This window comes from Candidatus Pelagibacter ubique HTCC8051, assembly GCF_000472605.1.
In the GTDB taxonomy this organism is placed as follows: Bacteria; Pseudomonadota; Alphaproteobacteria; order Pelagibacterales; family Pelagibacteraceae; genus Pelagibacter; species Pelagibacter communis_B.
In genome coordinates, this window is sequence record NZ_KI421440.1 from 408410 (window position 1) to 432688 (window position 24279).

Genomic DNA, 24279 nt, shown 5'->3' on the forward strand with positions numbered 1-24279 from the left:
ATTGTGAAAATAACTTCTATTAAAAGTCATGTACTTAGATATGAGTTAGATAAAGAGTTAGGGTATTCACAACAATATTATAAATTTAGGACTGCTCATCTCGTAGAGGTTCAAACTGATGAAGGAATTATAGGGTGGGGCGAATGTTTTGGGCCTGGTAACATTGCTTTAGCTAATAAGTTTATAGTTGAAAAAGTTATCCAGCCTTTAGTCATTGGCGAAGATCCATTAAATAAAGAGTATATCTGGCAAAAAGTGTATAACATTTTAAGAGATAGTGGGCAAAAGGGAATGCCAATCCAAGCATTATCAGGAGTTGATATTGCATTATGGGATATTTTAGGAAAAAAAACTAACTCACCTCTTTACCAGTTAGTAGGTGGAAAATGTAATGATCAAATTCCAGTTTATGGATATGGAATGATGTTACAAAAAAAAACCACCTCAGAGTTAATTGATTTATTTCAGAAAGAAGCAAAACAAATTAAATCTAAAAATTTTAAAGCAATGAAAATGAAGGTTGGACTAGGTCCAGTAGAAGATTTAAAGCTTGTAAGAGCAGTAAGAGAGGCCGTTGGAAATGACTTTAGATTAATGGTTGATGCAAATCATGCATATAATTTAAATGATGCGTTATATGTTGGGAGAGGTTTAGATGAATTAGATATTTTTTGGTTTGAGGAACCTGTTGCACCTGAAGATTATGATAGCTATAGAGAATTAAAACAAAAAATTAATACGAATATTGCAGGAGGGGAAGCAGAGTTTACAAAATACGGATGGAATGAGTTAATTAAAAATAAATGTATCGATATAGCTCAACCAGAAGTTTGTGGATTAGGTGGAATTACCGAGTATTTAAAAGTATCAGCATTAGCACAGGCTAATTTTATTCCAGTCATTAACCATGTATGGGGATCCGCCGTAAGTATTGCAACTAACCTCCATTTGTTAACAGCTCAACCTGATATGCCAGGTGGTTTATTTCCCTCAAAATCAATGCTTGAGTTTGATACGACAGAAAAAAATATTTTTATTACTGATCTTCCAAAAGAAAATTTTTCAATTCTAGATCAAGTTAAGCAAAATAACGGTTTTGCTTCAGTATCAGATAATCCTGGAATAGGAATTACTCCAAACTTAGATTTTATTAAGGAATTTGAAGTCAATGAATAAGATTAAAACAACTGAACCAAAAGTACTTTGGAAATTAAAATGTATACTTGGAGAGGGAACTCTTTGGGTTAAGGAGCATAACTCAATTTATTTTGTAGATATTAAAAAAAAATGCTTCTTTTCTTTGAATATAAAAAATAATAAAAAGAAGAAATATAAAGTAAATAAAGAAATTGGTTTTTTAGCTCATATCAAAAATAATATTTTTATCTTAGGTCTTCAAGGAGAGTTAAGAATTCAAAATATCAAAACAAAAAAAATTATTAAAAGTATCTTAATTGAACAAGATATTAAATTAAACAGAATTAATGATGGTAAAACTGATCCAAAAGGAAATTTGTGGTTTGGTACTATGGATAATTTAGAGAGAAAAATTGAAAAAGGTTCTCTCTATAAATTAGATAAAGATTTAAATTTAATTAAAGTTGATAAAAATTATAGAATTACAAATGGACCAGCATTTTTAGATGAATATAATTTCTATCATACTGATAGTCCTAAAAAATCTATTTATAAAATAAAGATTAATAAAATGAATAAAATTGTTAGTAAAAAAATATTTAAGAAATTTTTACCAAAAGATGGATCACCTGATGGTATGACTTTAGATAAAAATAAAAATCTTTGGGTGGCACACTTTCATGGAGCTTGTGTTTCGGTATTTAATAAAAAAGCTAAATTAATTCATAAAATAGATCTTCCTGCAAAAAATATAACAAATTGTGCATTTGGAGGAAAAAATAATAAGGAAGTTTTTATTACATCTGCCACAAAAGGTATGAATAAAGCTGATTTACAAAAATTTAAATTCTCTGGCTCCTTATTTAGTGTAAAATCTAATATAAATGGAATGTTGCAAAAAAAATTTAATTTAAAATATGCAAAAAAGAGATCTTTATTATGAGAGGATACCTACAAAACTCTTAAGAGAGGATGTTAGATATTTAGGAAATATTCTCGGAAAAGTAATAAAAGAACAAGAAGGCGAAAAATTTTACAATTTAGTTGAAAAAGTAAGAAAACTTTCAAAAGTAAATAAACTAAATTATAGCAATCACTCTTATGGCAAAATAATAAGAACCATAAGTAGACTTAATCCAAATTATACTTTTAAGTTAACAAGAGCATTTTCGCATTTTATGAATTTTATAAATTTAGCTGAGTCTATAGATGCATCTAGAAAATTAGATGAGTATGAAAATAGTAAAAAGAAAATTCATAATAAAAATATTTTTATCGAGGAAATATTTGAAGATCTTTTTAATGATAAAAAAATATCTGAAAATAGAGTCTATAATCTTGCAAAAAATCTTAATATAGGAATTGTTTTAACTGCCCATCCAACAGAAGTAAAAAGAAGAACTCTAATTCAAAAATACCATAAAATTACTGAGTTACTCGAAGAAAGAGATTTGCTAAAAAAATATCCTTCAAAATTAAAGATAATAGATAAAAAGTTATATGATGAGCTTACAATTATTTGGAATACAGATGATTTGAAGAGATCAAAACCTTCACCCTTCGATGAAGCAAGATGGGGTTTGGCAATAATAGAAGATAGCTTATGGGAAACTATTCCAAAAGTATATAGAAGATTAAATTCAATATTTGTTCAAAATATAAATAAAGGATTACCAAAAAATTTTAATCCAATAGAGTTTGGATCATGGATGGGTGGAGATAGAGACGGAAATCCAAATGTAACAGCAGAGGTTACCAAGCGAGTAATTTTATTATCAAGATGGGAAGCTGCAAAACTTTATGAAAAAAATCTTACTAAGATAATAAGATCTTATTCAATGGAAAAATGTTCAAAAAAAATTTTGAGAAAAGTGGGTCAAACCCATGAACCATATAGAGTTTTTTTGAGACCATTGAGAGATAAAATGAGATTAACCCATAAATCTATAGAACAACATTTAATTAAAAATAAACCATTGGATAAAAAAAAGTTACTTGCTTCAAGAGAAGAAATACTTAAACCTTTAAGAGTAGTAAGAGAGTCTTTAGAACAGAGTCAAAATGAAAATTTAGCAAGTGGTGAGCTACTTGACCTAATGAGAAGAGCAAAATGTTTTGGAATTAATTTGGCTAGATTAGATATCAGACAAGAGTCCTCTAGACATGCTCAGCTAATTACTGAACTGGTAAATAAAAAATTTAAAAAAAATTATTTAAGATTTAATGAAGAGGAAAAAATAGATTTTTTAAAATCATCAATAAAATCAAAGAAAAATATGATTAATAAATTTAAATTTCGAAATAAAGAAAATAAAGAGGTTTGGTCAACTTTTAAAATATTATCTCAAGAACCATCAGAATGTTTAGGGGCATATGTAATATCCATGACAACTTCAGCTTCTGATATTTTATCTATTTCATTTTTGCAAAAAGAGGCAAAAATTAAAGATAAATTAAGAGTTGTTCCGCTTTTCGAAACTTTAGATGATCTTATAAACGCTAAATCAATAATGAAAAATTTATTTTCACAAAGTTGGTACAGAAAATTAATTAAATACAAACAAGAGGTTATGATTGGGTATTCAGACTCTAGTAAAGATGCTGGAAAAATTTGTGCTAGTTGGCATCAATATAAGGCACAAGAAGAAATAGTGAATTTAGCTAAACAATATAAGATTGATGTGACTTTTTTTCATGGAAGAGGAGGCTCGGCTGGTAGAGGAGGAGGACCTATACAAGCAACTTTAAGGTCTCAACCACCAAATTCTGTTAATGGCAAAATAAGAATTACTGATCAAGGTGAAGTCATTCAGCAAAAATATGGTTATGAACCGTTAGCCAAATATAATTTATGTAGCTATATAGGTGCTGTAGCTGAAGCAACCCTCAATCCACCACCTAAGCCAAAAAATAACTGGAGATCTTTAATAGAAAAAATGTCAGATATATCAAAAAGCTCCTACAGAAAGAATATCAATCAAAGCACTGAATTTATAAAATATTTTAAAACAGTTACCCCTCATAGAGCACTTGGAAAATTATCTATAGGATCAAGACCATCCAAAAGAAAAAATGTCGACACTATTAAAAGTTTAAGAGCTATACCATGGGTTTTTGCTTGGACACAAATTAGACTTATGTTACCTGCTTGGCTAGGAATTGCTGAAGCCCTAAGATACTCTAATATTAAAAAATTTAGAAATACTTTGTATGATATGGAAAAAAATTGGCCTTTCTTTAATTCAATGCTTGATATGTTGGATATGGTAATTTCTAAAGCAGATCCAGATATTTCTAAAATTTATGAAGAATATTTAGCTGATGATGAATTAAAGAGAGTGGGTAAAAAACTAAGATTTCAATTTGATGTTATAAAAAAACTTAATAAAAAAATTACTCCAAAAGAAATCATTAAACAAAGAAAACAATTTAGAACATCAGTAATTGTGAGAAACATTTATTCTGAAGTTTTAAATATTATCCAACCAATTGTTATTAGTAAGCTGAAAAAAAGCAAATCGATTAAAGATAAAAAATATTTAAATGACTCATTGATGACATCAATTGCAGGTATTTCTGCTGCTATGAAAAATACTGGTTAAATGATTGAATTTTTAATTGCTTTTGGTGCAGGACTTATAAGTTTTTTATCACCATGTGTTTTACCATTAATACCAGGTTATGTTTCATTTATTTCAGGTCAATCACTTCAAGAACTTTTAGATTCTAAACAAATAAAATTTTTACCATTAATTTTATTTTGTACTGGATTTTCTACGGTATTTATTATTTTAGGAGCTTCAGCATCTTTCTTGGGTCAAACACTTTTACAGAATTCTGAAATTTTAAGAATAATTGCAGGTATAGTGATAATAATTTTTTCATTACAGTTAGTTGGTTTAATTAATATTAGTTATTTTAATTTTGAAAAAAGATTTGAGGCTCAAAAATCGAAAAATATTTTATTTCCCTACGTAATAGGTCTAGCATTTGGATTTGGATGGACACCTTGTATTGGACCAATTTTAGGATCAATTTTAGCACTAGCATCTATTGAAGAAACATTATCTCGAGCAATATTGTTATTGAGTTTTTACTCTTTAGGCTTAGCAATACCTTTTATTCTTTCAGGATATCTAATTCAGAGATTTTTATTATTTTCAAAGAATTTCAAGAAAAATATAAATATTATATCTAAAATAGGTGGGGTCATTCTTTTAATAACTGGTATATTGATTTTGACTAACCAATTACAGGCAATTGGTTTTTACATAATTAAAATTTTTCCATTTTTGCAAAATTTCGGTTAAAAGTAGTTAATGAAAATCTGTCAAATAGACTCAAGCGCAAGAAAAAAAGGCTCTACTTCAAGAGCATTAGCCAAAAAAGTGTTGGATAAAATTAAAAAACCTGGTGACGAGGTTATCTACAGAGATTTAGATGATGAAATGCTTTTTGTGAGTGGCTTGACAGAGTCAGGAATGAAAATTGATGAAAAAGATCAAACTGAAGAACATAAAAAAATGTTTAATCTTTCAGATAAACTCGTTAAAGAATTAAAAGATAGTGATGTTATTATAATTTCAGCCCCAATTTATAATTATGGTCCTCCAGCAACACTTAAAGCATGGTCTGATTTAGCTGCTAGAGTTGGTGAGACTTTTAGATTTAAACCTGATGGAAGAAGAGAAGGTTTATTAAAGAACAAACGTGCTTATTTAGTTATTACTTCTGGGGGTACAAAATTAAACTCAAAAGAAGATTTTTTAACTCCATGGTTAAAATATATATTAAATTTTTTTGGTATAGATAAAGTTGATGTAATTTGTGCTGATCAAATGGCACTAGACTATGAAAAATCAATTAAAGCTGCTGAAGAGCAAATTCATAATTTGGCCTAAAAAAATTGATTTTAGAAAGTTTGTCTAATTAATTTTTATTTGTTAACATAAGGTATGAAAATAATTCTTTTTATAATTGTAAGTTTATTTTTTTTCACTAATAGTAATGCCGCATGTGATGACCCTCTAACAGATGGAGTTGATTACTCAAATTGTAGATTTTCAGATGCACAAGATTTGCAAGGTAGCTACTTGCCAAATTCAAATCTTTCATTCGCAAGTTTTATACAAGTAAATTTTGATAAAAGTATAATGATGAATTCAAACTTATCATTTGGAACTTTTCCAGAGTCTACTTTTGTTAGGGCAAATTTATATGAAACAATTTCTATTGGGGCAAATTTTGAAAAAACAAATTTCTCAGGTTCTAATCTTACAAGGGTTGATTTTATGGGAGCAACTTTAATTGAGGCAAATTTTCAAAATGCAAATCTAATGGAAGCAAATTTCACTTCATCTAATATTACCAATGCTAATTTTGATGGCGCTAATTTGATTGGTGCAACATGGGCAAATGGTGAAACTTGTGGCCCAGGATCGATAGGTACATGTAACAAGTAATCATGAATACTGCTATCAAAACAGATGATGTAATATTTAATTTTTTTAAACAAATATGTGATGAAAAAAATGATAAAAAATGTGTTGAGCTTGGAAATGAGTGGATAAAAGCAATGGAGACAAATTTATCAAGTATGGAAGCAAATCTAAATGGCGCAGATAAACTTAAGCATCTAGATGATATTAAAAGCAATCGAGATCATTTAAACAATCTTAAAACAAAAAACTCATCAGAATGGCGAGAATATGCAACCCAATGTATGATTGAGATAATGAATCATAAAAGCCAACAATAATGAGTAATCAGGAGAGAGTTTTTCTTATTATTTGTTTGTCTCTAATAATTTTTACTCTTTATTACTTAATAGAGAAACATCTACTCTAAAGAACTATCATTTAGTCTAAAAAAGAATATAATATCAAATTATTAAAGGGGTGTCTTAACAGACTGAGATTAAACCCTAAGAACCTGTCCGGTAATTCAGAAAGGGAGAATAATGGATAAAACATACTTAATAAGTCAATCAACATCGTTATCGTTAGTTATAGTTATAAGCTTAATATTTACAGTATTAGGTCTTTATCATTCTAGAAAATTTAAAGGTATTAATAATTACCTTACAGCAAGTAGAAACATAGGTTTGTTTTCTCTAACAACAAGTTTAGTTGCCTCAGCATTAGGAGCTTGGATTTTATTTGGTCCTGCAGCGGCATCTACCTGGGGTGGAATAGGAGCTGTGATTGGATATGCACTTGGTACAGCTTTTCCAATGATTTTTTTAATCTATCTGGGAAAAAAAATTAGAACTGAATTTCCAAAAGGCTCATCACTCATAGAATTTATGAGAAAGAAATTTGGAAAAAGCTTATTCAAATTAATCTTGTTAATGACTATTTTTTATATGTTTATATTCTTGTGTGCAGAAGTTACAGCCGTAGCTATATTAATAAATTATATATCAGGAACTGAGCTTTGGATCACAGCTTTAATAGTACTTTTAGCCACATTAACATACACATTGTATGGTGGATTGCGCGCATCAATTTTTACTGACAATATTCAAATGATTGTGATTGGTATACTTTTATTAATTTCAATCTCTTATATTTTATCCCACGCAGGAGATAATTTTTCATTTGAATTTATTAACCAAAAAAATCCACAATTGTTAAGTGGCTCTTACGTACCAAGTTATACATCTGGTTTAACTTTTTTTATTGCTGTAGCTGCGACTAACTTATTTCATCAAGGAAATTGGCAAAGGGTTTATGCTGCAAAAAACTATCAGACTCTTAAACAAAGTTTATTAATTTCTTTTTTTATAATTATACCAATAGTTTTTTTCATGGGATTTACTGGAATGTTATCTTTTTCTATAGATCCAAGTCAAAGACCTGATTTAGGATTTTTTACATTATTACTGAAAGAACAAACACAATCCTTATCATTACTAATAATTACACTTGGATTAGCATTAACAATTTCAACAGTAGATACTTTAGTTAATGCGATCTCAAGTCTTTTTGTGGTTGATGGTAAAGCAACATTTAATCTAAATAAGAAGACTGATTATTTAAAGTTATCTAAATATTTCATTATTATAATGTCTTTAGTATCATTTTTTATTGCTTCAAAAGGTTTTGATATTTTATATTTATTCTTGTTAGCAGATTTGTTTTGTTGTGCATTTGTCTACACAGTTTTCTATAGTTTTTATAACAAAGGTGTAAATGAAAGAACAGCTTATTTTTCAATAGTAATTGGTTTAATTGGTGGTTTTTTATTATTTCCATTTCCTGATTTTTCTAAAAGTTTACTTGTTGGAATATTGATGCCTAAAGATTTATTTTCTCCATTTATTTTACAATCATTATTATTTTTATCTTTTATCGTAGCAACTTTTCTTCCAGCGATAATTCTTAAGTTAAAAAGAAATTAATTAAAAAAATCAAATTAAGAGACCATTTTTAATGGTCTCTTATCACTGTTACCTTTAAGTTATTGAAATTCAGAAAATAACCTCTATATAACTTACAAATCTGAATGTCTGACAACCAAATATCTATAAATAATCTATCAAAAGTTTATGATAATGGCTTCAAGGCACTTAACAATGTTAGTATTAAAGTAAAACAAGGTGAAATTCTTGCAATGCTTGGACCTAATGGTGCTGGTAAAACAAGTTTAATCAGTATTATTTGTGGAACTGTTAAGCCTTCTTCGGGTAGTGTCACAATAGGTAATTTTGATATTATAAAAGATTATAGAGAGACAAGATCAATAATAGGACTTGTTCCTCAGGAGTTAAATTTAGAGTCCTTCGAAACTGTCTTTGACACCGTGTCTTACTCAAGAGGGTTATATGGTAAAGCACCTAAACCAGAACATATTGAAAAAATTTTAAAAGATTTAAGTTTGTGGGATAAAAAAGATCAAAGACTTAGACAACTATCTGGTGGGATGAAGAGAAGAGTTTTAATTGCTAAAGCTTTATCTCACGAGCCTAAGATACTATTTCTTGACGAACCAACAGCTGGAGTAGATGTAGAACTTAGAAGAGATATGTGGATGGTTGTTGATGATCTTAGAAAAACTGGAGTTACAATTATTTTAACAACACATTATATTGAAGAAGCCGAAGCTATTGCTGACCGTGTGGCTGTTATAAATCAAGGTGAAATTATTATTGTTGAAGATAAAAAAGAACTAATTAAGAAAATGGGCCATAAAAAGTTGACTGTAGAGTTACAAGAAAAAATTACCAAAATTCCTGTAAATTTACTCAAATACAATCTTGAAATGGGTAAAGAGAACATATCTTTAATTTACACTTATAATGTACAAGCTAAAAAAACTGGTATTACTGATTTATTGCAAGATTTGAAAGATACTGGATTAAAATTAAAAGATTTAAAAACAGAACAAAGTACCCTGGAAAAAATATTTGTTAATTTGGTAAAGGAAAATAATGAAATTTAACTATTACGGTTTCAAAGCTATTTATGTTCATGAGATGAACAGGTTTATAAGAACAATTGGTCAGTCTATTCTATCACCAGTCATATCTACATCATTATATTTTGTGGTTTTTGGTTCAGTTATTGGAGGGTATATTGAAAAAATTGATGGTGTTAGTTACGGATCGTTTATTGTTCCAGGTTTATTAATGTTAACTCTATTAACTCAATCAATAAGTAATACTTCATTTGGAATATTTTTTCCAAAATTTAATGGAACAATTAACGAAATTTTAGCAGCACCTATTTCAACACTTGAAACAGTCCTCGCTTTTGTTGGAGCAGGAGCTACCAAAACATTAATGGTTGGTACGGTAATTTTTATTACAGCAACATTTTTTGCTGATGTGACTGTCAAATATCCAATGTTAATGATATTTCTGTTAGTTTTAGTCTCATTTACTTTTGCTTTATTTGGATTTTTAATTGGCGTTGTTAGTAAAAACTTTGAACAAATGTCTATCATCCCATCATTGGTAATCACACCGATGGTTTTTTTAGGTGGAAGTTTATATTCTCTTGATATGCTACCACCTTTTTGGCAGACAATATCATATTTTAATCCAGTAGTTTATTTAATTGATAGTTTAAGATTTTCTTTTTACGGTGTAGCTGATTTTAATATTTGGAAAAGTATCAGTTCAATGATTGTATTTTTGATTATTTGTATAACTGCTGTTTCGTTTATTCTTAAAAAAGGCTATAATATTAAATCTTAACTATTAGCTATTTTTTTTTTAGGATCGTAAAAAGGTTTTTCAACAACAGTACAGACAAATGTACCTTTATTTGTAGTAACTTTAAATTTGTTTCCTAATTCAGATTGCTCAACTGAGACCATAGCTAGAGCTATATTTTTTTTTAGTCTTGGTGAATAAACTGCAGATGTAATTTTACCAATTTCCATATTATCTTTTGAAAGTTTCCAGAAGGTAGTATTTGGTTCTTTTAAAGGTTCACAATCGATTTCAATACCCACCTGTTTTCTTGCTACTCCATTTTGTTTAATTTTTTTTAAAGCTTCTTTGCCGATAAAGTTTATATCATTATCTAAACTAACTAGACGATCTAATCCTATTTCAAATGGATTGGTATTGATATCTGCATCAGCATGATAAGAGAGCATACCACCTTCAATCCTTCTAATTGATGAAGTATGACCTGGCTGTAAACCATGATCTTTTCCAGCTAACATTATTTTTTCATATAATTCATTTCCCTTAGATCCGTCTCTTAAATATATTTCATAACCAAGCTCACTTGACCAACCAGTTCTTGAAACAACTAAAGGAATACCATCTAAATTGTATTCTCTTAGCCAGTAATATTTTAATTCTTTTATATCTTCTCCAAAAAGTTTAATCATTATTTCTCCTGATGTTGGTCCTTGTAACTGTAATGGGGAAACATCTGGTTCTCTAATTTGTACATCTAAGCCTGAGTTAACAGCTACACCTTGTGCCCATAACAATACATCACTATCAGCTAGAGATAACCAAAAATTATTTTCAGCTAATCTTAATAGAACTGGATCATTTAAAATACCACCTTCATTATTTGTAATTAAGACATACTTACATTGACCAACAGCAAGTTTTGATAAATCTCGAGGCGTTAATAATTGTATAAACTTGTATGCATCAGGACCAGTGATCTCAACTTGTCTTTCAACAGCCACATCACAAAGAATAGCTTTTTCTATTAAGTTCCAAAAATTCTGTTCAGGGTTCCCAAAATCTCTTGGAATATACATATGATTATAAACTGAAAAACCTGTGGCTCCCCATTTAACCGTAGAGTCAAAGTAAGGTGATTTTCTAATTTGCGTCCCAAAACCAAAGTTTTTATTAGTCATTTTTGTCTACTAACAGTCCATTTCATTATTTTCAAATAAAAAATAGCCCCATTAAGGAGCTATTAAAAAAATTGGAGGGAATCTATTTTTGTTTAAAATTGTTCAGATTCAGTCGAACCTGCCATTGCAGTTGTAGAACTTTTACCACTGCTAATAGTATTAGAAACTGCATCAAAATATGAAGTACCAACTTCTCTTTGATGTTTAACACTTGTGTATCCATCTTTTTCTCTAGAAAACTCTTGTTGTTGTATTCTAGAATAAGCAGCCATACCTTCTGCTTTGTATTTTTCTGCTAGCTCAAATATAGCTATGTTTTGAGTATGAAATCCAGCTAATGTAATAAATTGAAATTTATAACCCATCTTAGCAATTTCTTGTTGGAATGAGGCTATCTCATCATCACTTAAATGTTTTTTCCAATTAAACGAAGGTGAACAATTGTATGCTAATAACTTTCCAGGAAATTTTTCATGAATTGCATCTGCAAATTTTTTAGCTTCAGCAAGATTTGGTGTCGCTGTTTCACACCAAATTAAATCAGCATAAGGTGCATAAGCAAGTCCTCTTGAAATAGCTTGTTCAATTCCATCTTTTACATAAAAGAAACCTTCTGGAGATCTTTCACCTGTTAAAAATGGTTTATCATTTTCGTCAAAATCGTTTGTAATCAATTTTGCAGCATTAGCATCTGTTCTTGCCAAAATAATTAATGGAACTTCAGCAATATCAGCAGCTAGTCTTGCTGATTTCAAATTTTTAACCATTGTTCCAGTTGGGACTAAAACTTTACCTCCCATATGACCACATTTTTTTTCACTAGCCAACTGATCCTCAAAGTGAACACCTGCTGCTCCAGCTCTTATAAATTTTTTAGTTAATTCAAAAACATTTAGTGGTCCCCCAAATCCTGCTTCACCATCAGCTATAATTGGCAACATATAATCAACAGAGTCCTCTCTCTTCATATCACCATCTTGTAATTCCATATGTTGAATTTGATCAGCTCTTATTAAAGAATTATTCATAGTTTCGACTAATTTTGGAGCACTATCATAAGGGTACAAAGATTGATCAGGATACATTTCTCCTGCAGTGTTTGCATCAGCGGCTACTTGCCATCCACTAAGATAAATTGCTTTTAATCCTGCTTTAGCATGTTGAACAGCTTGGTTTCCTGATAGTGACCCAAGTGTATTTACATATGCCTCTGTATTTAATAATTTCCAAAGTTTTTGTGATTGGTTTTTACACATAGAATACTCAATTTTGATTGAACCTCTTAATCTCTCAACTTCTTCATCCGTATAATCACGTTTAATTCCAGCAAATCTTTTTAGATCGTATGAGATATTCTCTGCACTCATTGTTAGTAGTCCTATGATGTTAGTAGTTTTAAGAAATTGAATTAGTTAGAAAGGATTAGTTATTATCGTCTAGAGACTTAATAAGGTCATTCATTCCACTAGAACCCCAATCACAATGATCATCTCTCATGTAGATACCTCTACTGTTATGTCGATCAAAATCCTCTTTTTTTATGATTTGAGTTTCATTTTCGTTATTATTTAATTTTTTGTTCATATATATCTTATAATTTACAAGATTTACAATTTCTATAAAATTCGTAAAAATGCTTGTAAATCAAAGAAAAAAATTGTAAAAATAAATTTACAAAATTTACAAATAGTAAATATGAGTCAAATAGATTTAAAAATAGGGCCAAAAATCAAAGCTTTTAGAAGACAATTAGGTCTCCAGGCAAACAAATTAGCGGAAGATTTAAGTATATCTCCAAGTTATTTAAATTTAATTGAAAGTGGAAAAAGAAAAATAGATGGCGATTTGTTACTTAGCGTCTGTGAAAAGCTAAATATTGAACTTTCTGATCTAACATCAAAAACAGATCTAAACTTACAAAATACAATTTCTGAAATTTTAGATGATAATTTATTTGAGGACTTAGATATTTTAGGACCTGAAGTTAAAGATTTAGTTAGCACCAATCCTAAAATTGGTAAAGCAATTGTAAGATTAGGGGACATATTAAAAAAGAAAGATCACGAACTAATTGATAAGATTGAAAAAATATCTGGAAAGATAGTTGATAATAGAAAAAATTCATTCCCAGGTGAAGTTATTTCAGATTTTCTTCAACAAAATAGAAATTATTTTCCTAAGCTGGAAGAGTTTGCAAATAAAGTTTTTGAAAAAATTCAAAAAAATAATCGAACAAGATATATTGCTTTGTGTGAATACTTAAAGTCTGAATATTCAATTAACGTTATAGATGTGATACCAGATGAAAATAAACCTTTTTCAAAAATTTATAATAAAAATAAAAAAGAACTCTTGTTAAGTGATTATAGCTCATTAGAGACAAAAAAATTACATGCAGCAGCACAAATTGCTCAAGAAGGTGCTAGTAAAGAAATTGATAAATACTTATTAACTTTTAGCTTTCCATCAGAAGAGTCTAAAAAATTAACAAAAGTAGCTTTGTTAAATTATTGTGGTGCAGCAATATTAATGCCTTATAAATTATTTCATACAGAGTGTAAAAAACTCAAATATGATTTGGAGTTATTACAAAATACTTTTGCTACTTCATTTGAACAAGTTACACACAGAGTAACATGTTTACAAGATCCAAAACTACCAGGAATTCCATTTCATTTTTTAAGAGTAGATATGGCTGGAAATATATCAAAAAGATTTTCTTTATCAGGAATAGATATACCTAGATATGGTGGAGCATGCCCAAGATGGAATGTTTATTCTGCATTAACAAGACCAGGAGTTATTCAAGCTGCCGTAAGTAAAATGACTAATGGTGAAAAATATGTTTGTATAGCAAGAACTGTTGAAAAGGGGATTGGAAGATTTGGGCAAGCAAAAAGTATATTATCAATAGGTCTTGGTTGTGAAGCTAAATATGCAAAGGATTTTGTATACACTGAAAATATAAATATTAACGATAAATCAACAGAAATTCCTATTGGCGTTTCATGTAGAACTTGTGATCGATTGGATTGTTCTCAAAGAGCATTTCCACCATTACATAAAAAATTTGATGTAGATTTAAACTCTAGAGGAGTTTCTGTTTATGTTAGTGACAATAATTCTTAAATAATGATCAAATATATATTACCAGCTATAATTATTCTTTTAATTGTTCTATTTTGGGAAAAAATTACTAAATACGTTTATAAAAGATTTAATATTGAATTGAATTACATAGTTGTAAGTTCGATTATAATTGCCATTAGTGTTATTCTTTTACTGCTTAATTATTAATAAACATGACCAATATCGATATTTCTAATTATGAGCTTATTGAATCTGATGATGTTTTTACTTACAAAAATGAAAATACAACACTTGGATTTGTACGTTTTAATGTCAAAGGTGAGGTAGAATACATATTTGTTAATCCTATTTTCAGAAAACAAGGCTTGGCAAAAAAATTACTTAGACTTGTAAGAGAAAAAACGGGTAAAGAGATAATACTACAAGAACCTATTAGTCCTTTAGGTTCAAAATTATTAAATTCATTAAATAAATGGAAATAAATTTATTATTTTTTTTCACGGTTGTTCCAGCAATTGTACTATATGGCATTGCTAAGTCTGGGTTAGGTGGGTCTATATCATTAATTTCAGTTCCATTAATGACTTTAGTAATGCCATTAAGTCAAGCATTAGCAATTATCTTACCAATTCTAATATTTTCGGACATGGTTGCGGTATATAGATTTAGAAAAGAATTTGATTTAAGTATTCTTAAATTAATAATTCCGTTTGCTGGATTAGGAATTTTAATAGGGTCATTAACATTTTCATATTTTTCAGAAGATATACTAAAATTTATTGTTGGTGTAATGGGATTTATTTTTACAGTTCATTATTTTTTATTCAAAAAAAATAAAGAAGAAAAATCTAAAAAGAATTTTTTTAAAGGTGGAATATGTTCAACGATTGCCGGGTTTACAAGTTTTTGTGTCCACGCAGGAGGTACTCCAACAAGTATTTATTTATTACCATTAAGATTAAAAAAAGAAATTTATGTTGGAACAAGAGTTATCTTTTTTACTTTTGTTAATTTAATTAAACTTCCATTCTATATTCATTTATCAATGATGAATTTTCAAACCTTTAAACAATCAATGATACTTGTGCCTCTTGCAATTATTGGAATATATATTGGATATAGAATTCTTAAAATAATAGATGAAAAATTATTTTATAATATAATTTATATACTCATTTTATTTTCAAGCTCTAAATTACTTTATGACTATCTTATTAAATATGTGTGACAATTTCTTAAATTTAAGAAATGTACCTAATAAGTAATATTTATTATCTATATGATTAGAATTTTAAATAAAAAATTTAAACCAAGAATTAAAGCACGTATCAGAAAAAATAAACAAATCTTGGGTAAAAATATTGATAGTTTTTTTAACTGGGTAAAAGGAGCTAAACTTGTTGAGCTTAAAGAATGTAATATTAAAGAGGATCCGGTTAGACCTGAGTTAGATAATAAGTTTAGAACAGGGTACGGCCGTAAAATATATGGTGTTGAATACAAAGGTGAAATTTATGCAGTTATGTGTTTTGCTTACACAAATCAAATTCCTAAGAGTGTTGATGAATTAGAAAAATTGAGCACAGATGCTTTTTTACAAAGTGCGATGCGAGATCAAAGTGGTGGTCAAATAGCAATAGCTTATACTGTTTGGTCAAAGAAAAAAGGTGGGGGTAAATTAATAGTTAAAGAAGTGTTCAAAAAAATTAAAAAATCAAATCATTTAAATAGATTAGTTACACTTTCACCATTAACTGAGATGGCAACTACCTTTCACAAAAGAAATGGTGCTAAATTAGTACAAATTAATGAAAACACACAAAATTTTGAATACAAGGTTATTTAAATCTATGAAATTTTCAAAATTTATTATTCTTTTATTTCTTTCTTTAGTCCTTTTGCCTTATTCTTTATCAATGGCTTACGATGAACCTAATTATACAGTTGTTCAAAATAATGAAATTTTTGAAATAAGAAAATATTCTGATCGTTTAGCTGTTGAAACTATAGACTCTGGTTCTGAGAATAATTTTAGAAAACTGTTTAATTATATATCTGGAAGAAATGAGGATAATGAGAAGATTAATATGACTACCCCTGTTACTCAATTTGAAAAGAATGGAAATATGAGTATGCAATTCTATCTTCCTTCAAAATTTAATCTAAAAAATGCCCCCAAACCGACAAGGAAAAATGTAAGAATTGTAAATATTGAAGGAGGTTATTACGCTGTTACCAGATATTCTGGAAGAGCAAGTGATAAAAATTTTATTAAACATAAAGACATTCTTTTAAAAGAGTTAAAAACCAACAATATTAAAATTATAAGCCCCCCAATAAGAGCAACTTATGATAGCCCCTTTACATTGCCAATGAATAGAAGAAACGAAGCAATGTTTAAAGTGGAGTATTAATTAATCTAAGTAGTTTCTCAATAATTTAACTAATTCTTTAAAATTATTTTTTATCAATTAACTCACTAATAAAATTTTCACCATAGCCATCATCTACAGCTTTTTGAAAATAATTTTTATTGTCTTCAGCAACTTTTTCAGCTTCTGGAAAATCTTTTAGTAGATCTTGAATATAGGTTAAGTCTTTAACAGAATTAGTTGCTGTAAATTTAAATCCCTTAAAGTCTCCCGCAAGCAAAGCATCAAATACTCTAATAAGTGCAGCCGAATTTCCAGAACCAAGTTTTGCAACATCAAATAATTTTTGTAAATCGAGATCAAATTTTTTGGCTGCTTTTGCCATATGATTTATTAAAGCAGCATTACCAAGTGTTAAAAAATTGTTTAAAAGTTTTGATTTTGCACCCATTCCAACAGGACCAAAATGAAAATAATTTTTACAAAAAAGTTTTAATATTGGTTCTGCTAATTTAAAGTTATTGTCATCTGCTCCTACAATACCACCTAATACTCCTTCTTCTGCTTGAACTGGGCCTCCCATTACCGGGCACTCAATATAATTAATATTGTTAGACTGATAAATTTTTTCAGTTTCAATTGATCCTGTTTTATTGTGGGTTGTGATATCAATTATTAAAGTATTTTTATCTAAAATTTTAGATAGTTTAAGAGCAATTTCTTTTGCAATAGGGGTATTAGTTACACATTTAATTAAAACATTTACTTGTTTTTCTTTAAATTCTTCTAAAGTTTTAACTTCTGTTGCACCTTTACTTACAATTTTTTCTATTGGTTTTCTATTTTTATTAGCGATTACAAACAGGTTATTACCTTTTTCCAAAATATTTTTAGCTATACCATAACCCATGTAGCCTACACCAATAAAACCAACGTTATTCATAAATTGAATTTTCTTTTTAAGTGTCTTAGTTTACCTTCGGTACTATCATAATCAATATAGCAACCTTGTAAAAATCTATTTCCCTCTTTCACTTCATATGAAGTTCTACCATGAAGTAATCTATAATTATCCATCATTATTAAATCTTTTGGAGAAAGTTTAAATTCTATTCTATATTTAGCAGAGTTGTACATTTCAGATAATTTTTTACGAGCTTTATAATATAGATCTAATTTTTCTTTATCTAACATTGGCACATAATCTAATCTTGGACTAAATCTAACTTGTTTAAAAGTTTTATCGTCATCAAGTTTAATCAATTCTGACCAATCTTCTAAAACCACATCCTTATCAATGAATTTAAATCTAACTTTTACTTCTGATAAAATTTTATAAAATTCTAGATTTTCTTTTTTTAAATCCTCTGTCACAGTAAAACCATCTACTAATGTAGACAGTCCGCCTGTTACTTCACTTTCAATACAATGAAGTAATTGAATACATGGAACAGGATTACGGTAAGGATTATCAGTATGAGGTGAAAGCCCTAAAGATGTGTATGCTAAATCATTTGGATCTGGTTTAGATTTAACATCAAAAAATTCCCCAAAATTTGTTCTTCTGACACTTCCAATTGAATTTGCAAATTTTACAATAAAGTTGTTGTCTGTTGGAATATTTTTAATGATTACAAACCCATATTTGTAAAAAGAAACAAGCAAATCATACATTTCTTTGCTATCAAAAAAATCATCTTGATATTTAAAATTTTTTATATTTTCTAATGTTGAATTCCATTTAATTTTAGGAATAGATTTTATAACAGTATCCTCATTAGAAAATTCTAAGGCAAGTTTATCAATATCTAATTTAGATTTAACACCATCATTAAAGTCTATTTCAAGAAATTTTTCATTAATAATAGCGGTATTAATTGATATTTCATTACTCAAGGTTGTTGGATCAAATAGTCGTTGTTGAGTACCTTTGTCTAAAAATTCTTCACCATCAACTCTTTCTCTTAGCCAAAATGGATGTATTTCTTTTTTGCTTGAACCACTGTTGAAATAAACTTTATTTTCATTGAGTTCAATTTTCATAATTAAAATCAAGAATTATTTAAATTTTAACTTTATTCAACATAAATAAAATAGTATGAAATTGTTGTGGATAAATTTAATTCAAAAAACTACTCAATTTATGCTAATTTTTTAAACAAACTAGCAAAAGACCTAACTAGTTTTTATTATTCTAAATTGAATAGAACTTTTAAAGTATCTAATAAACTTAAAGGCAAAGGATATGACCCAGTAACAACTTCTGACAAAGCGTTTGAGAAATTTATAAGATCTAAAATCAAAAAAGAATTTCCCAATCATCAAGTAATTGGTGAAGAGTTTGGTCACAAAAAGTCTAAAAGTGATTTCACCTGGGTGATTGACCCGATAGATGGTACTAGATCGTTTGTTATTGGTAACCCAACTTGGAGTAATCTGATTTCATTAAATTATAAAGGAAATCCTGTTTTGGGTTTGGCTAATTTTCCAGTACTTAAAAAATATTACATAAACCATTCTGATAAAGTTGCATATGTAGTTGATAATGGAAAAAGAAAAAAAATATCTGTTAACAAAAAAGTTAAATTTAAAGATGTAAAAGTGTCAGCAGCATTTCATGGGTGGCTTTCATTAGATAAACAAAAAAAAATTCCACAAATATTAAAATTAATGCAATTCCCTTGTAGTGATGCTTTAAGTTACTCACACTTAGCAGAAGGTAGAGTTGATATTGTAATTCAATGCTCTAATAAAATTTGGGATATTCATCCAATAATTCCGATTGTTAAAGCTGCGGGTGGATATCTTTCTACCTGGGATAACAAAGATGCAGTTAATGCTGGAAATATTCTAGTATCTTCTAATAAAACTATTCATGAAAAATTTTTAAAATTATTGAAACCTGTTTCAAAATGATTCCTGAAAAAGCTCAACAAATTTTAGATTTTTGGTTTAAAGAAACTCCATCTGAAAAGAGATTTAAGAAAGATAAAGTGTTTGACAAAACTATAAGAGATAAATTTTTAAATGATTATGAGCTAGCAAGCCAAAATGAGTATGATGATTGGCAAGATAAACCTATGAGTGCGCTTGCGTTAGTGATTCTTTTTGATCAATTTTCAAGAAATATGTTTAGGGATGATAAAAAAGCTTTTGCGCAAGATCATAAAACAAGATTAATTGTTAATGATGCAGTGTATGCAGGCTACTTAGAGTCTATGAATGAGAGCCAGAGATTTTTCATGATTTTACCTCTTATTCATAGTGAAGAAATAACTGATCATGACATGGCTTATTATTTGCTAAATAAGTATTTAAGAGAACATGAGGGATATGTTCAAATTAAAAAATTTTGGCAAGACCACACAAAAGCAATTCGATTATTTCATAGATATCCCCATAGAAATAAAATACTTGAAAGAGAATCTACTGAAGAAGAACTTGCTTTTTTAAAAAGTCCTAATTCATCCTGGTAATTGTGAATTTAAAATATATTTTTAAAATCATAGATATTGATGAGTGGCAAAAAGCAAAAGTTAAAGGGAGTTATTCTGGATCTTCAAAAGATATAGAAGATGGTTTCATTCATTTTTCAGGAGAAGATCAAGTGAAAGGAACTCTTAAAAAGCATTATTCCAAAAAAAAAAACTTAGTTTTACTTAAAGTTGAAACATTAAAATTAGACCATTTAATTTGGGAACAAGCTTCTGATGGTAATATGTTTCCTCATTTATACTCTTCATTAGATTTATCTAGTGTTGTTGATGAGTTTGAAATAAGTTTAGACAAAGATAATATTCATAAAATACCAAATATATTTTAATTAGTTTAATCTGCTAATAGTAGGTATCAAAAATATGACACATTATACAGTATTAAATTCAATCAAAAATTGTAAATAAAATTAAATAAAATAGACACTTACTTTTATTAGTAGTTAAATTAATTAATGGCTATTAAACGAAAAAAAGTAGCAAAAAAAAAGACTAAGAAAAAAAAAACTAAATTAGTCAAAGTATCTAGAAAAAAATCTAAAACTAAAAAAAAAGTTGTTAATAAATTATCTGCGACTAAGAAGCGTTCTAAAATTTCTAGAAATAATAATAAGCTTAAAAATAATAAAAACGGAAAGGTCATAAAAATGAGTACAGAAACTATAAAAGGTAGTGTGTCTGCATCTTTAGATACATCGCATCTTAAGGTACCGTTTCCATTCAAAGCAAAGTATGGAAATTATATTGGAGGTAAGTTTGTTGAGCCTAAATCAGGAAAATATTTTGATAACGTAAGTCCGATTAACAATGAAGTTATATGTCAAATGGCTAGATCAGATGCCAAAGATGTAGATGCAGCTTTAGATGCTGCTCATGAGGCATTTAAAGAATGGGGTAAAACAGATATTACTACAAGATCAAATATAATGAATAAAATTGCTGATGTTTTAGAAAAAAATCTAGATCTATTAGCAACAGCAGAATGTTTGGATAACGGTAAGCCAATAAGAGAATGTATGGCAGCTGATTTACCGTTAGTTATCGATCATTGGAGATATTTTGCAGGTGTTATTAGAGCAGAGGAAGGATCTGTTGCTGAAATTAGTAACTCTCAATATTCTTATAATATACCTGAACCTTTAGGTGTTGTCGGACAGATAGTTCCATGGAATTTTCCATTATTGATGGCTACATGGAAATTAGCTCCAGCTTTAGCTGCAGGAAATTGCTCTGTTTTAAAACCAGCAGAACAAACACCAGCTTCTATCATGCTTATGATGGAATTGATTGGTGATTTGCTACCCCCAGGAGTAGTAAATATTGTTAGTGGATTTGGTCTTGAAGCAGGTAAACCATTAGCTTCATCTGACAGAATAGCTAAAATTGCATTTACAGGAGAAACAACTACTGGACGTTTGATTATGCAGTATGCTGCACAGAACTTAATTCCTATTACTTTGGAATTAGGTGGAAAATCTCCAAACGTTTTCTTTGAAGACATCATGGATAAAGATGATGCCTTTTTAGATAAGTGTGTTGAAGGATTTGTAATGTTTAACTTGAACCAAGGAGAAGTATGTACTTGTCCAAGTAGAGCTTTAGTCCAAGAGTCTATTTATGATAAATTCATGGAAAAAGTAATTGCTAGAACAAAAGCTGTAGTTCAAGACAACCCCTTAAAAATGGAAACTATGATTGGTGCTCAAGCATCAGTAGAACAAATGGAAAAAATCAAATCTTATCTCGATTTAGGTAAGAAAGAAGGTGCCAAAGTTCTATGCGGTGGAGATGTTGCTAAATTAAATAGTGGATTGGAAAATGGAAATTATATTCAACCAACTATTTTTGAAGGTGACAATAGTATGAGAATCTTCCAGGAAGAAATTTTTGGTCCTGTAGTTTCTGTTACTAAGTTTAAAGATGAAGCGCACGCATTAGAAATTGCTAATGATACGCTTTATGGACTTGGTGCCGGTGTGTGGACTAGAAATGGTAATATCGCATATAGAATGGGACGAGGTATTCAAGCAGGTATTGTGTGGACGAATTGTTATCACGCTTATCCTGCTCACTCTCCATTTGGAGGTTACAAACAATCAGGTGTTGGAAGAGAAACTCATAAAATGATGCTTAATCACTATAGACAAAATAAAAATCTACATGTGTCTTATGCAGAAAATAAACTAGGTTTCTTTTAACAGATAAATTAAAGTGGCCCGTACAAATTTACGGGCCATATTAAATATGAAAGTTTCAGCTACACCTACTGCACTCGAGCTAATTGAAGATTTGAAAAAAACTCATGGAGAAGATTTATTATTCCACCAATCAGGTGGATGTTGCGATGGTAGTGCGCCAATGTGTTATCCAGCTAAAGAATATTTAGTTGGAGACCAAGATATTCTAGTGGGTAAAATTGGAGGTTTACCTTTTTATATTAGTAAAACTCAACACGATGCTTGGAAAAATACAGATTTAATAATTGATTGTATTAAGGGTATGGGTGGAATGTTTTCTTTAGATAACGGAACTGGGAGAAGGTTTTTGACAAGATCTGAAATCTGTGTGCCTGAAAATTCTACAATAAATTAATTTAGTTTTCCTAAGTAATTAACCATTACAACGCCAATAACAATTAAAGTTATACCAATCATTGCATATAAATTTGGTATTTGATTATATTTTATCATTGCAAATACTAAAACACCTGTAACAGTAAGACCACTATAAGTAGAGTAAGCAAAACCCACTGGTATTACAGACATTGCTTTTGATAGTGAAAACATAGTTATACACATCAAGATTAGACACAATATAGTTGGGGTTAACTTTGTAAAACCATCAGAAATTTTAGCAAAACTATTAGCAGCTATGCCTGTAAAAATACCTATTGTTAAAATGATATATCCTACAAATGGTTTCATAATTAATCTTTTGATGCGATTTTGTTAACTAAGGGTCTCATAAGAGGTGCCAAAGTAAAAGCTGCAATTAATGCAACTGGAAATGCAAACAACCATGAATAAAACCATCTTCCATAAAACCCATCTGCTATTCCAGTGTTAACTCCAGTTACAACTCCACTCATAATAACACTCATACCAAAAGACATTAATATCATAAACAAAGGCTGTGCGTATTTTTTTGAAATCATTATTAATTATTACCTAACAAGTTGACCATTAAAACTCCAGCAATAATTAGAGCTAATCCTATTATCGAATATAGATTTGGAACCTGATTAAATCTAATTATACCAACAACTACAGTTGCAATAATTGTAAGTCCTGCAAAAGAAGCATAAGTTATACCCATTGGAATATTTTTCATTACCATTGAAAGTGCATACATGCACATAACTATCGTAATACCTGTAATTATACTTGGAAAGAGAAGGGTAAAACCCTCAGCACTTTTTGCAAAACTATTTGAAGTTACTCCTAAGATAACGGCTAGGATAAGGAAAGCGTAAGAAGTAGCGAGACTCATTTGATAACATTAAATGAAATCTCGCTAAATATATATAATTATTTAGGTATCTTAGTTGCACCCGTTTCAAGAGAGATCATTTTTCCATCTTGATATTTAAATACAGCCATTACCGCTTCTGTATTTCCATCATTAAATGATACAAATGCATGCTCAACACCAATTTCATCATTTTCAAAAATCACTCTTATTTTATCTCTTTTAATGTCACCACTCATTGCCCACTTGATTACATCTGCTTTTCCTAAAACATTACCTGATGCATGCATGGTAAACTTATAATCATCATGTAAAATTTCATTCATTGCAGACTCATCTTTTGCTTCCATGGCAGCATTATACTTTGCTAATATTGACATATT

The 24279-nt window shown here is 29.0% G+C and carries 29 protein-coding genes and 1 riboswitch; of the genes, 20 read left to right on the forward strand and 9 right to left on the reverse strand.

All coding sequences use genetic code 11. The features are described 5' to 3' along the window. The first annotated feature begins 3 nt into the window (after positions 1–3). The 10 genes from F754_RS0102135 to F754_RS0102180 all read left to right on the forward strand — a co-directional run bounded on the left by F754_RS0102135 (position 4) and on the right by F754_RS0102180 (position 10336). On the forward strand, positions 4–1176 hold the full coding sequence (locus tag F754_RS0102135; RefSeq protein WP_023648272.1) for a mandelate racemase/muconate lactonizing enzyme family protein: 1173 nt from the start codon (positions 4–6) through the stop codon (positions 1174–1176). Next, complete coding sequence (locus F754_RS0102140; protein ID WP_027303430.1) at positions 1169–2080, forward strand: SMP-30/gluconolactonase/LRE family protein; 912 nt, start codon at positions 1169–1171, stop codon at positions 2078–2080. Before F754_RS0102135 ends, F754_RS0102140 begins: the two co-directional genes overlap by 8 nt. Beyond that, entirely contained in the window at positions 2055–4739 is a 2685-nt protein-coding gene (ppc, locus tag F754_RS0102145) for a phosphoenolpyruvate carboxylase (RefSeq protein ID WP_023648274.1), read from the forward strand. The genes F754_RS0102140 and ppc overlap by 26 nt, the downstream gene beginning before the upstream one ends. Further along, positions 4740–5447 carry a sulfite exporter TauE/SafE family protein gene (locus tag F754_RS0102150; protein ID WP_023648275.1) on the forward strand — a complete coding sequence of 236 codons (708 nt, stop codon included), beginning with the start codon at positions 4740–4742 and terminating at the stop codon, positions 5445–5447. Positions 5448–5456: 9 nt separating this feature from the next. Then, a complete protein-coding gene (locus F754_RS0102155; protein ID WP_023648276.1) occupies positions 5457–6038 on the forward strand; it encodes an NAD(P)H-dependent oxidoreductase in 582 nt (193 codons plus the stop codon). 54 nt (positions 6039–6092) lie between these two features. After that, positions 6093–6599, forward strand: a complete 507-nt coding sequence (locus tag F754_RS0102160; protein WP_027303431.1) for a pentapeptide repeat-containing protein — start codon at positions 6093–6095, stop codon at positions 6597–6599. Positions 6600–6601: 2 nt separating this feature from the next. Further along, positions 6602–6895 carry a hypothetical protein gene (locus F754_RS0102165; protein WP_023648277.1) on the forward strand — a complete coding sequence of 98 codons (294 nt, stop codon included), beginning with the start codon at positions 6602–6604 and terminating at the stop codon, positions 6893–6895. 125 nt (positions 6896–7020) lie between these two features. After that, positions 7021–7110: riboswitch (TPP riboswitch) on the forward strand. Further along, positions 7097–8539, forward strand: coding sequence for a sodium:solute transporter family protein (locus F754_RS0102170; RefSeq protein ID WP_023648278.1), 1443 nt, complete (start codon positions 7097–7099; stop codon positions 8537–8539). (Overlaps the previous riboswitch by 14 nt.) Before the next feature lie 104 nt (positions 8540–8643). Then, complete coding sequence (locus tag F754_RS0102175) at positions 8644–9579, forward strand: ABC transporter ATP-binding protein (RefSeq protein ID WP_023648279.1); 936 nt, start codon at positions 8644–8646, stop codon at positions 9577–9579. Beyond that, the gene (locus F754_RS0102180; protein ID WP_023648280.1) at positions 9569–10336 is read left to right on the forward strand and encodes an ABC transporter permease; all 768 of its coding nucleotides are present in this window, start codon (positions 9569–9571) and stop codon (positions 10334–10336) included. Before F754_RS0102175 ends, F754_RS0102180 begins: the two co-directional genes overlap by 11 nt. Here the strand turns inward: F754_RS0102180 and F754_RS0102185 are convergent. The 3 genes from F754_RS0102185 to F754_RS07770 all read right to left on the reverse strand — a co-directional run bounded on the left by F754_RS0102185 (position 10333) and on the right by F754_RS07770 (position 13056). Next, positions 10333–11472 carry a glycine cleavage system protein T gene (locus F754_RS0102185; protein ID WP_023648281.1) on the reverse strand — a complete coding sequence of 380 codons (1140 nt, stop codon included), beginning with the start codon at positions 11470–11472 and terminating at the stop codon, positions 10333–10335. The two genes, F754_RS0102180 and F754_RS0102185, sit on opposite strands and share 4 nt — an antisense overlap. Before the next feature lie 92 nt (positions 11473–11564). Next, positions 11565–12839: an isocitrate lyase gene (gene aceA / locus F754_RS0102190; protein WP_023648282.1), complete on the reverse strand. Its 1275-nt coding sequence runs from the start codon at positions 12837–12839 to the stop codon at positions 11565–11567. 55 nt (positions 12840–12894) lie between these two features. Beyond that, positions 12895–13056 carry a hypothetical protein gene (locus tag F754_RS07770; protein ID WP_023648283.1) on the reverse strand — a complete coding sequence of 54 codons (162 nt, stop codon included), beginning with the start codon at positions 13054–13056 and terminating at the stop codon, positions 12895–12897. A 111-nt stretch (positions 13057–13167) separates the two neighbouring features. Between F754_RS07770 and F754_RS0102200 the strand changes: the two genes are divergently transcribed. From F754_RS0102200 to F754_RS0102220, 5 genes are all read left to right on the forward strand, one after another. Then, entirely contained in the window at positions 13168–14601 is a 1434-nt protein-coding gene (locus tag F754_RS0102200) for a helix-turn-helix transcriptional regulator (protein ID WP_023648284.1), read from the forward strand. 173 nt (positions 14602–14774) lie between these two features. Then, a complete protein-coding gene (locus tag F754_RS0102205; RefSeq protein WP_023648285.1) occupies positions 14775–15044 on the forward strand; it encodes a GNAT family N-acetyltransferase in 270 nt (89 codons plus the stop codon). Continuing rightward, entirely contained in the window at positions 15035–15790 is a 756-nt protein-coding gene (locus F754_RS0102210) for a sulfite exporter TauE/SafE family protein (protein ID WP_023648286.1), read from the forward strand. Before F754_RS0102205 ends, F754_RS0102210 begins: the two co-directional genes overlap by 10 nt. A 51-nt stretch (positions 15791–15841) precedes the next feature. Beyond that, positions 15842–16408, forward strand: coding sequence for a hypothetical protein (locus F754_RS0102215; RefSeq protein WP_023648287.1), 567 nt, complete (start codon positions 15842–15844; stop codon positions 16406–16408). Between the two features lie 4 nt (positions 16409–16412). Further along, complete coding sequence (locus F754_RS0102220; RefSeq protein ID WP_027303432.1) at positions 16413–16976, forward strand: heme-binding protein; 564 nt, start codon at positions 16413–16415, stop codon at positions 16974–16976. A 43-nt stretch (positions 16977–17019) separates the two neighbouring features. Here the strand turns inward: F754_RS0102220 and F754_RS0102225 are convergent, their stop codons facing one another. Continuing rightward, positions 17020–17877: an NAD(P)-dependent oxidoreductase gene (locus F754_RS0102225; RefSeq protein ID WP_023648289.1), complete on the reverse strand. Its 858-nt coding sequence runs from the start codon at positions 17875–17877 to the stop codon at positions 17020–17022. Further along, a complete protein-coding gene (locus tag F754_RS0102230) occupies positions 17874–18977 on the reverse strand; it encodes a TauD/TfdA family dioxygenase (RefSeq protein WP_023648290.1) in 1104 nt (367 codons plus the stop codon). Before F754_RS0102230 ends, F754_RS0102225 begins: the two co-directional genes overlap by 4 nt. 66 nt (positions 18978–19043) lie before the next feature. On the opposite strand from F754_RS0102230, the gene F754_RS0102235 reads away from it, so the two are divergent. The 5 genes from F754_RS0102235 (at position 19044) to F754_RS0102255 (ending at position 23020) form a co-directional block, all read left to right on the forward strand. Further along, entirely contained in the window at positions 19044–19850 is an 807-nt protein-coding gene (locus F754_RS0102235) for an inositol monophosphatase (protein WP_023648291.1), read from the forward strand. Continuing rightward, entirely contained in the window at positions 19847–20410 is a 564-nt protein-coding gene (locus F754_RS0102240) for a DUF924 domain-containing protein (protein ID WP_023648292.1), read from the forward strand. Before F754_RS0102235 ends, F754_RS0102240 begins: the two co-directional genes overlap by 4 nt. A 2-nt stretch (positions 20411–20412) precedes the next feature. Further along, the gene (locus tag F754_RS0102245; RefSeq protein WP_023648293.1) at positions 20413–20757 is read left to right on the forward strand and encodes a DUF952 domain-containing protein; all 345 of its coding nucleotides are present in this window, start codon (positions 20413–20415) and stop codon (positions 20755–20757) included. A gap of 345 nt (positions 20758–21102) precedes the next feature. After that, the gene (locus F754_RS0102250) at positions 21103–22626 is read left to right on the forward strand and encodes an aldehyde dehydrogenase (protein ID WP_027303433.1); all 1524 of its coding nucleotides are present in this window, start codon (positions 21103–21105) and stop codon (positions 22624–22626) included. A 46-nt stretch (positions 22627–22672) separates the two neighbouring features. Further along, positions 22673–23020: a DUF779 domain-containing protein gene (locus F754_RS0102255; protein ID WP_023648295.1), complete on the forward strand. Its 348-nt coding sequence runs from the start codon at positions 22673–22675 to the stop codon at positions 23018–23020. On the opposite strand, the gene F754_RS0102260 is transcribed toward F754_RS0102255, so the two are convergent. Genes F754_RS0102260 through F754_RS0102275 form a run of 4 tightly spaced genes read right to left on the reverse strand, consistent with a single transcriptional unit; the run spans position 23017 to position 24276 of the window. After that, positions 23017–23352 (reverse strand): multidrug transporter, encoded by a 336-nt coding sequence (locus F754_RS0102260; RefSeq protein WP_023648296.1) that lies wholly within the window; start codon positions 23350–23352, stop codon positions 23017–23019. The two genes, F754_RS0102255 and F754_RS0102260, sit on opposite strands and share 4 nt — an antisense overlap. A 2-nt stretch (positions 23353–23354) precedes the next feature. Continuing rightward, positions 23355–23582 carry a DUF2798 domain-containing protein gene (locus F754_RS0102265; RefSeq protein ID WP_023648297.1) on the reverse strand — a complete coding sequence of 76 codons (228 nt, stop codon included), beginning with the start codon at positions 23580–23582 and terminating at the stop codon, positions 23355–23357. 2 nt (positions 23583–23584) lie between these two features. Beyond that, on the reverse strand, positions 23585–23917 hold the full coding sequence (locus tag F754_RS0102270; protein WP_023648298.1) for a multidrug transporter: 333 nt from the start codon (positions 23915–23917) through the stop codon (positions 23585–23587). Between the two features lie 38 nt (positions 23918–23955). Further along, on the reverse strand, positions 23956–24276 hold the full coding sequence (locus F754_RS0102275) for a nuclear transport factor 2 family protein (RefSeq protein ID WP_023648299.1): 321 nt from the start codon (positions 24274–24276) through the stop codon (positions 23956–23958). Between the last annotated feature and the right edge of the window lie 3 nt (positions 24277–24279).

What these genes read in the sequence shown, in the direction of transcription:
- F754_RS0102220 (WP_027303432.1), top strand. Translation starts at nt 16,413, where the DNA reads ATGAAATTTTCAAAATTTATTATTCTTTTATTTCTTTCTTTAGTCCTT.
- F754_RS0102185 (WP_023648281.1), bottom strand. Translation starts at nt 11,472, where the DNA reads ATGACTAATAAAAACTTTGGTTTTGGGACGCAAATTAGAAAATCACCT.
- F754_RS0102180 (WP_023648280.1), top strand. Translation starts at nt 9,569, where the DNA reads ATGAAATTTAACTATTACGGTTTCAAAGCTATTTATGTTCATGAGATG.
- F754_RS0102200 (WP_023648284.1), top strand. Translation starts at nt 13,168, where the DNA reads ATGAGTCAAATAGATTTAAAAATAGGGCCAAAAATCAAAGCTTTTAGA.
- F754_RS0102155 (WP_023648276.1), top strand. Translation starts at nt 5,457, where the DNA reads ATGAAAATCTGTCAAATAGACTCAAGCGCAAGAAAAAAAGGCTCTACT.
- F754_RS0102210 (WP_023648286.1), top strand. Translation starts at nt 15,035, where the DNA reads ATGGAAATAAATTTATTATTTTTTTTCACGGTTGTTCCAGCAATTGTA.
- F754_RS0102275 (WP_023648299.1), bottom strand. Translation starts at nt 24,276, where the DNA reads ATGTCAATATTAGCAAAGTATAATGCTGCCATGGAAGCAAAAGATGAG.
- F754_RS0102265 (WP_023648297.1), bottom strand. Translation starts at nt 23,582, where the DNA reads ATGATTTCAAAAAAATACGCACAGCCTTTGTTTATGATATTAATGTCT.
- F754_RS0102270 (WP_023648298.1), bottom strand. Translation starts at nt 23,917, where the DNA reads ATGAGTCTCGCTACTTCTTACGCTTTCCTTATCCTAGCCGTTATCTTA.
- F754_RS0102215 (WP_023648287.1), top strand. Translation starts at nt 15,842, where the DNA reads ATGATTAGAATTTTAAATAAAAAATTTAAACCAAGAATTAAAGCACGT.
- ppc (WP_023648274.1), top strand. Translation starts at nt 2,055, where the DNA reads ATGCAAAAAAGAGATCTTTATTATGAGAGGATACCTACAAAACTCTTA.
- F754_RS0102150 (WP_023648275.1), top strand. Translation starts at nt 4,740, where the DNA reads ATGATTGAATTTTTAATTGCTTTTGGTGCAGGACTTATAAGTTTTTTA.
- F754_RS0102140 (WP_027303430.1), top strand. Translation starts at nt 1,169, where the DNA reads ATGAATAAGATTAAAACAACTGAACCAAAAGTACTTTGGAAATTAAAA.
- F754_RS0102165 (WP_023648277.1), top strand. Translation starts at nt 6,602, where the DNA reads ATGAATACTGCTATCAAAACAGATGATGTAATATTTAATTTTTTTAAA.
- F754_RS0102225 (WP_023648289.1), bottom strand. Translation starts at nt 17,877, where the DNA reads ATGAATAACGTTGGTTTTATTGGTGTAGGCTACATGGGTTATGGTATA.
- F754_RS0102240 (WP_023648292.1), top strand. Translation starts at nt 19,847, where the DNA reads ATGATTCCTGAAAAAGCTCAACAAATTTTAGATTTTTGGTTTAAAGAA.
- F754_RS0102170 (WP_023648278.1), top strand. Translation starts at nt 7,097, where the DNA reads ATGGATAAAACATACTTAATAAGTCAATCAACATCGTTATCGTTAGTT.
- F754_RS0102205 (WP_023648285.1), top strand. Translation starts at nt 14,775, where the DNA reads ATGACCAATATCGATATTTCTAATTATGAGCTTATTGAATCTGATGAT.
- F754_RS07770 (WP_023648283.1), bottom strand. Translation starts at nt 13,056, where the DNA reads ATGAACAAAAAATTAAATAATAACGAAAATGAAACTCAAATCATAAAA.
- F754_RS0102160 (WP_027303431.1), top strand. Translation starts at nt 6,093, where the DNA reads ATGAAAATAATTCTTTTTATAATTGTAAGTTTATTTTTTTTCACTAAT.
- F754_RS0102255 (WP_023648295.1), top strand. Translation starts at nt 22,673, where the DNA reads ATGAAAGTTTCAGCTACACCTACTGCACTCGAGCTAATTGAAGATTTG.
- F754_RS0102260 (WP_023648296.1), bottom strand. Translation starts at nt 23,352, where the DNA reads ATGAAACCATTTGTAGGATATATCATTTTAACAATAGGTATTTTTACA.
- aceA (WP_023648282.1), bottom strand. Translation starts at nt 12,839, where the DNA reads ATGAGTGCAGAGAATATCTCATACGATCTAAAAAGATTTGCTGGAATT.
- F754_RS0102175 (WP_023648279.1), top strand. Translation starts at nt 8,644, where the DNA reads ATGTCTGACAACCAAATATCTATAAATAATCTATCAAAAGTTTATGAT.
- F754_RS0102230 (WP_023648290.1), bottom strand. Translation starts at nt 18,977, where the DNA reads ATGAAAATTGAACTCAATGAAAATAAAGTTTATTTCAACAGTGGTTCA.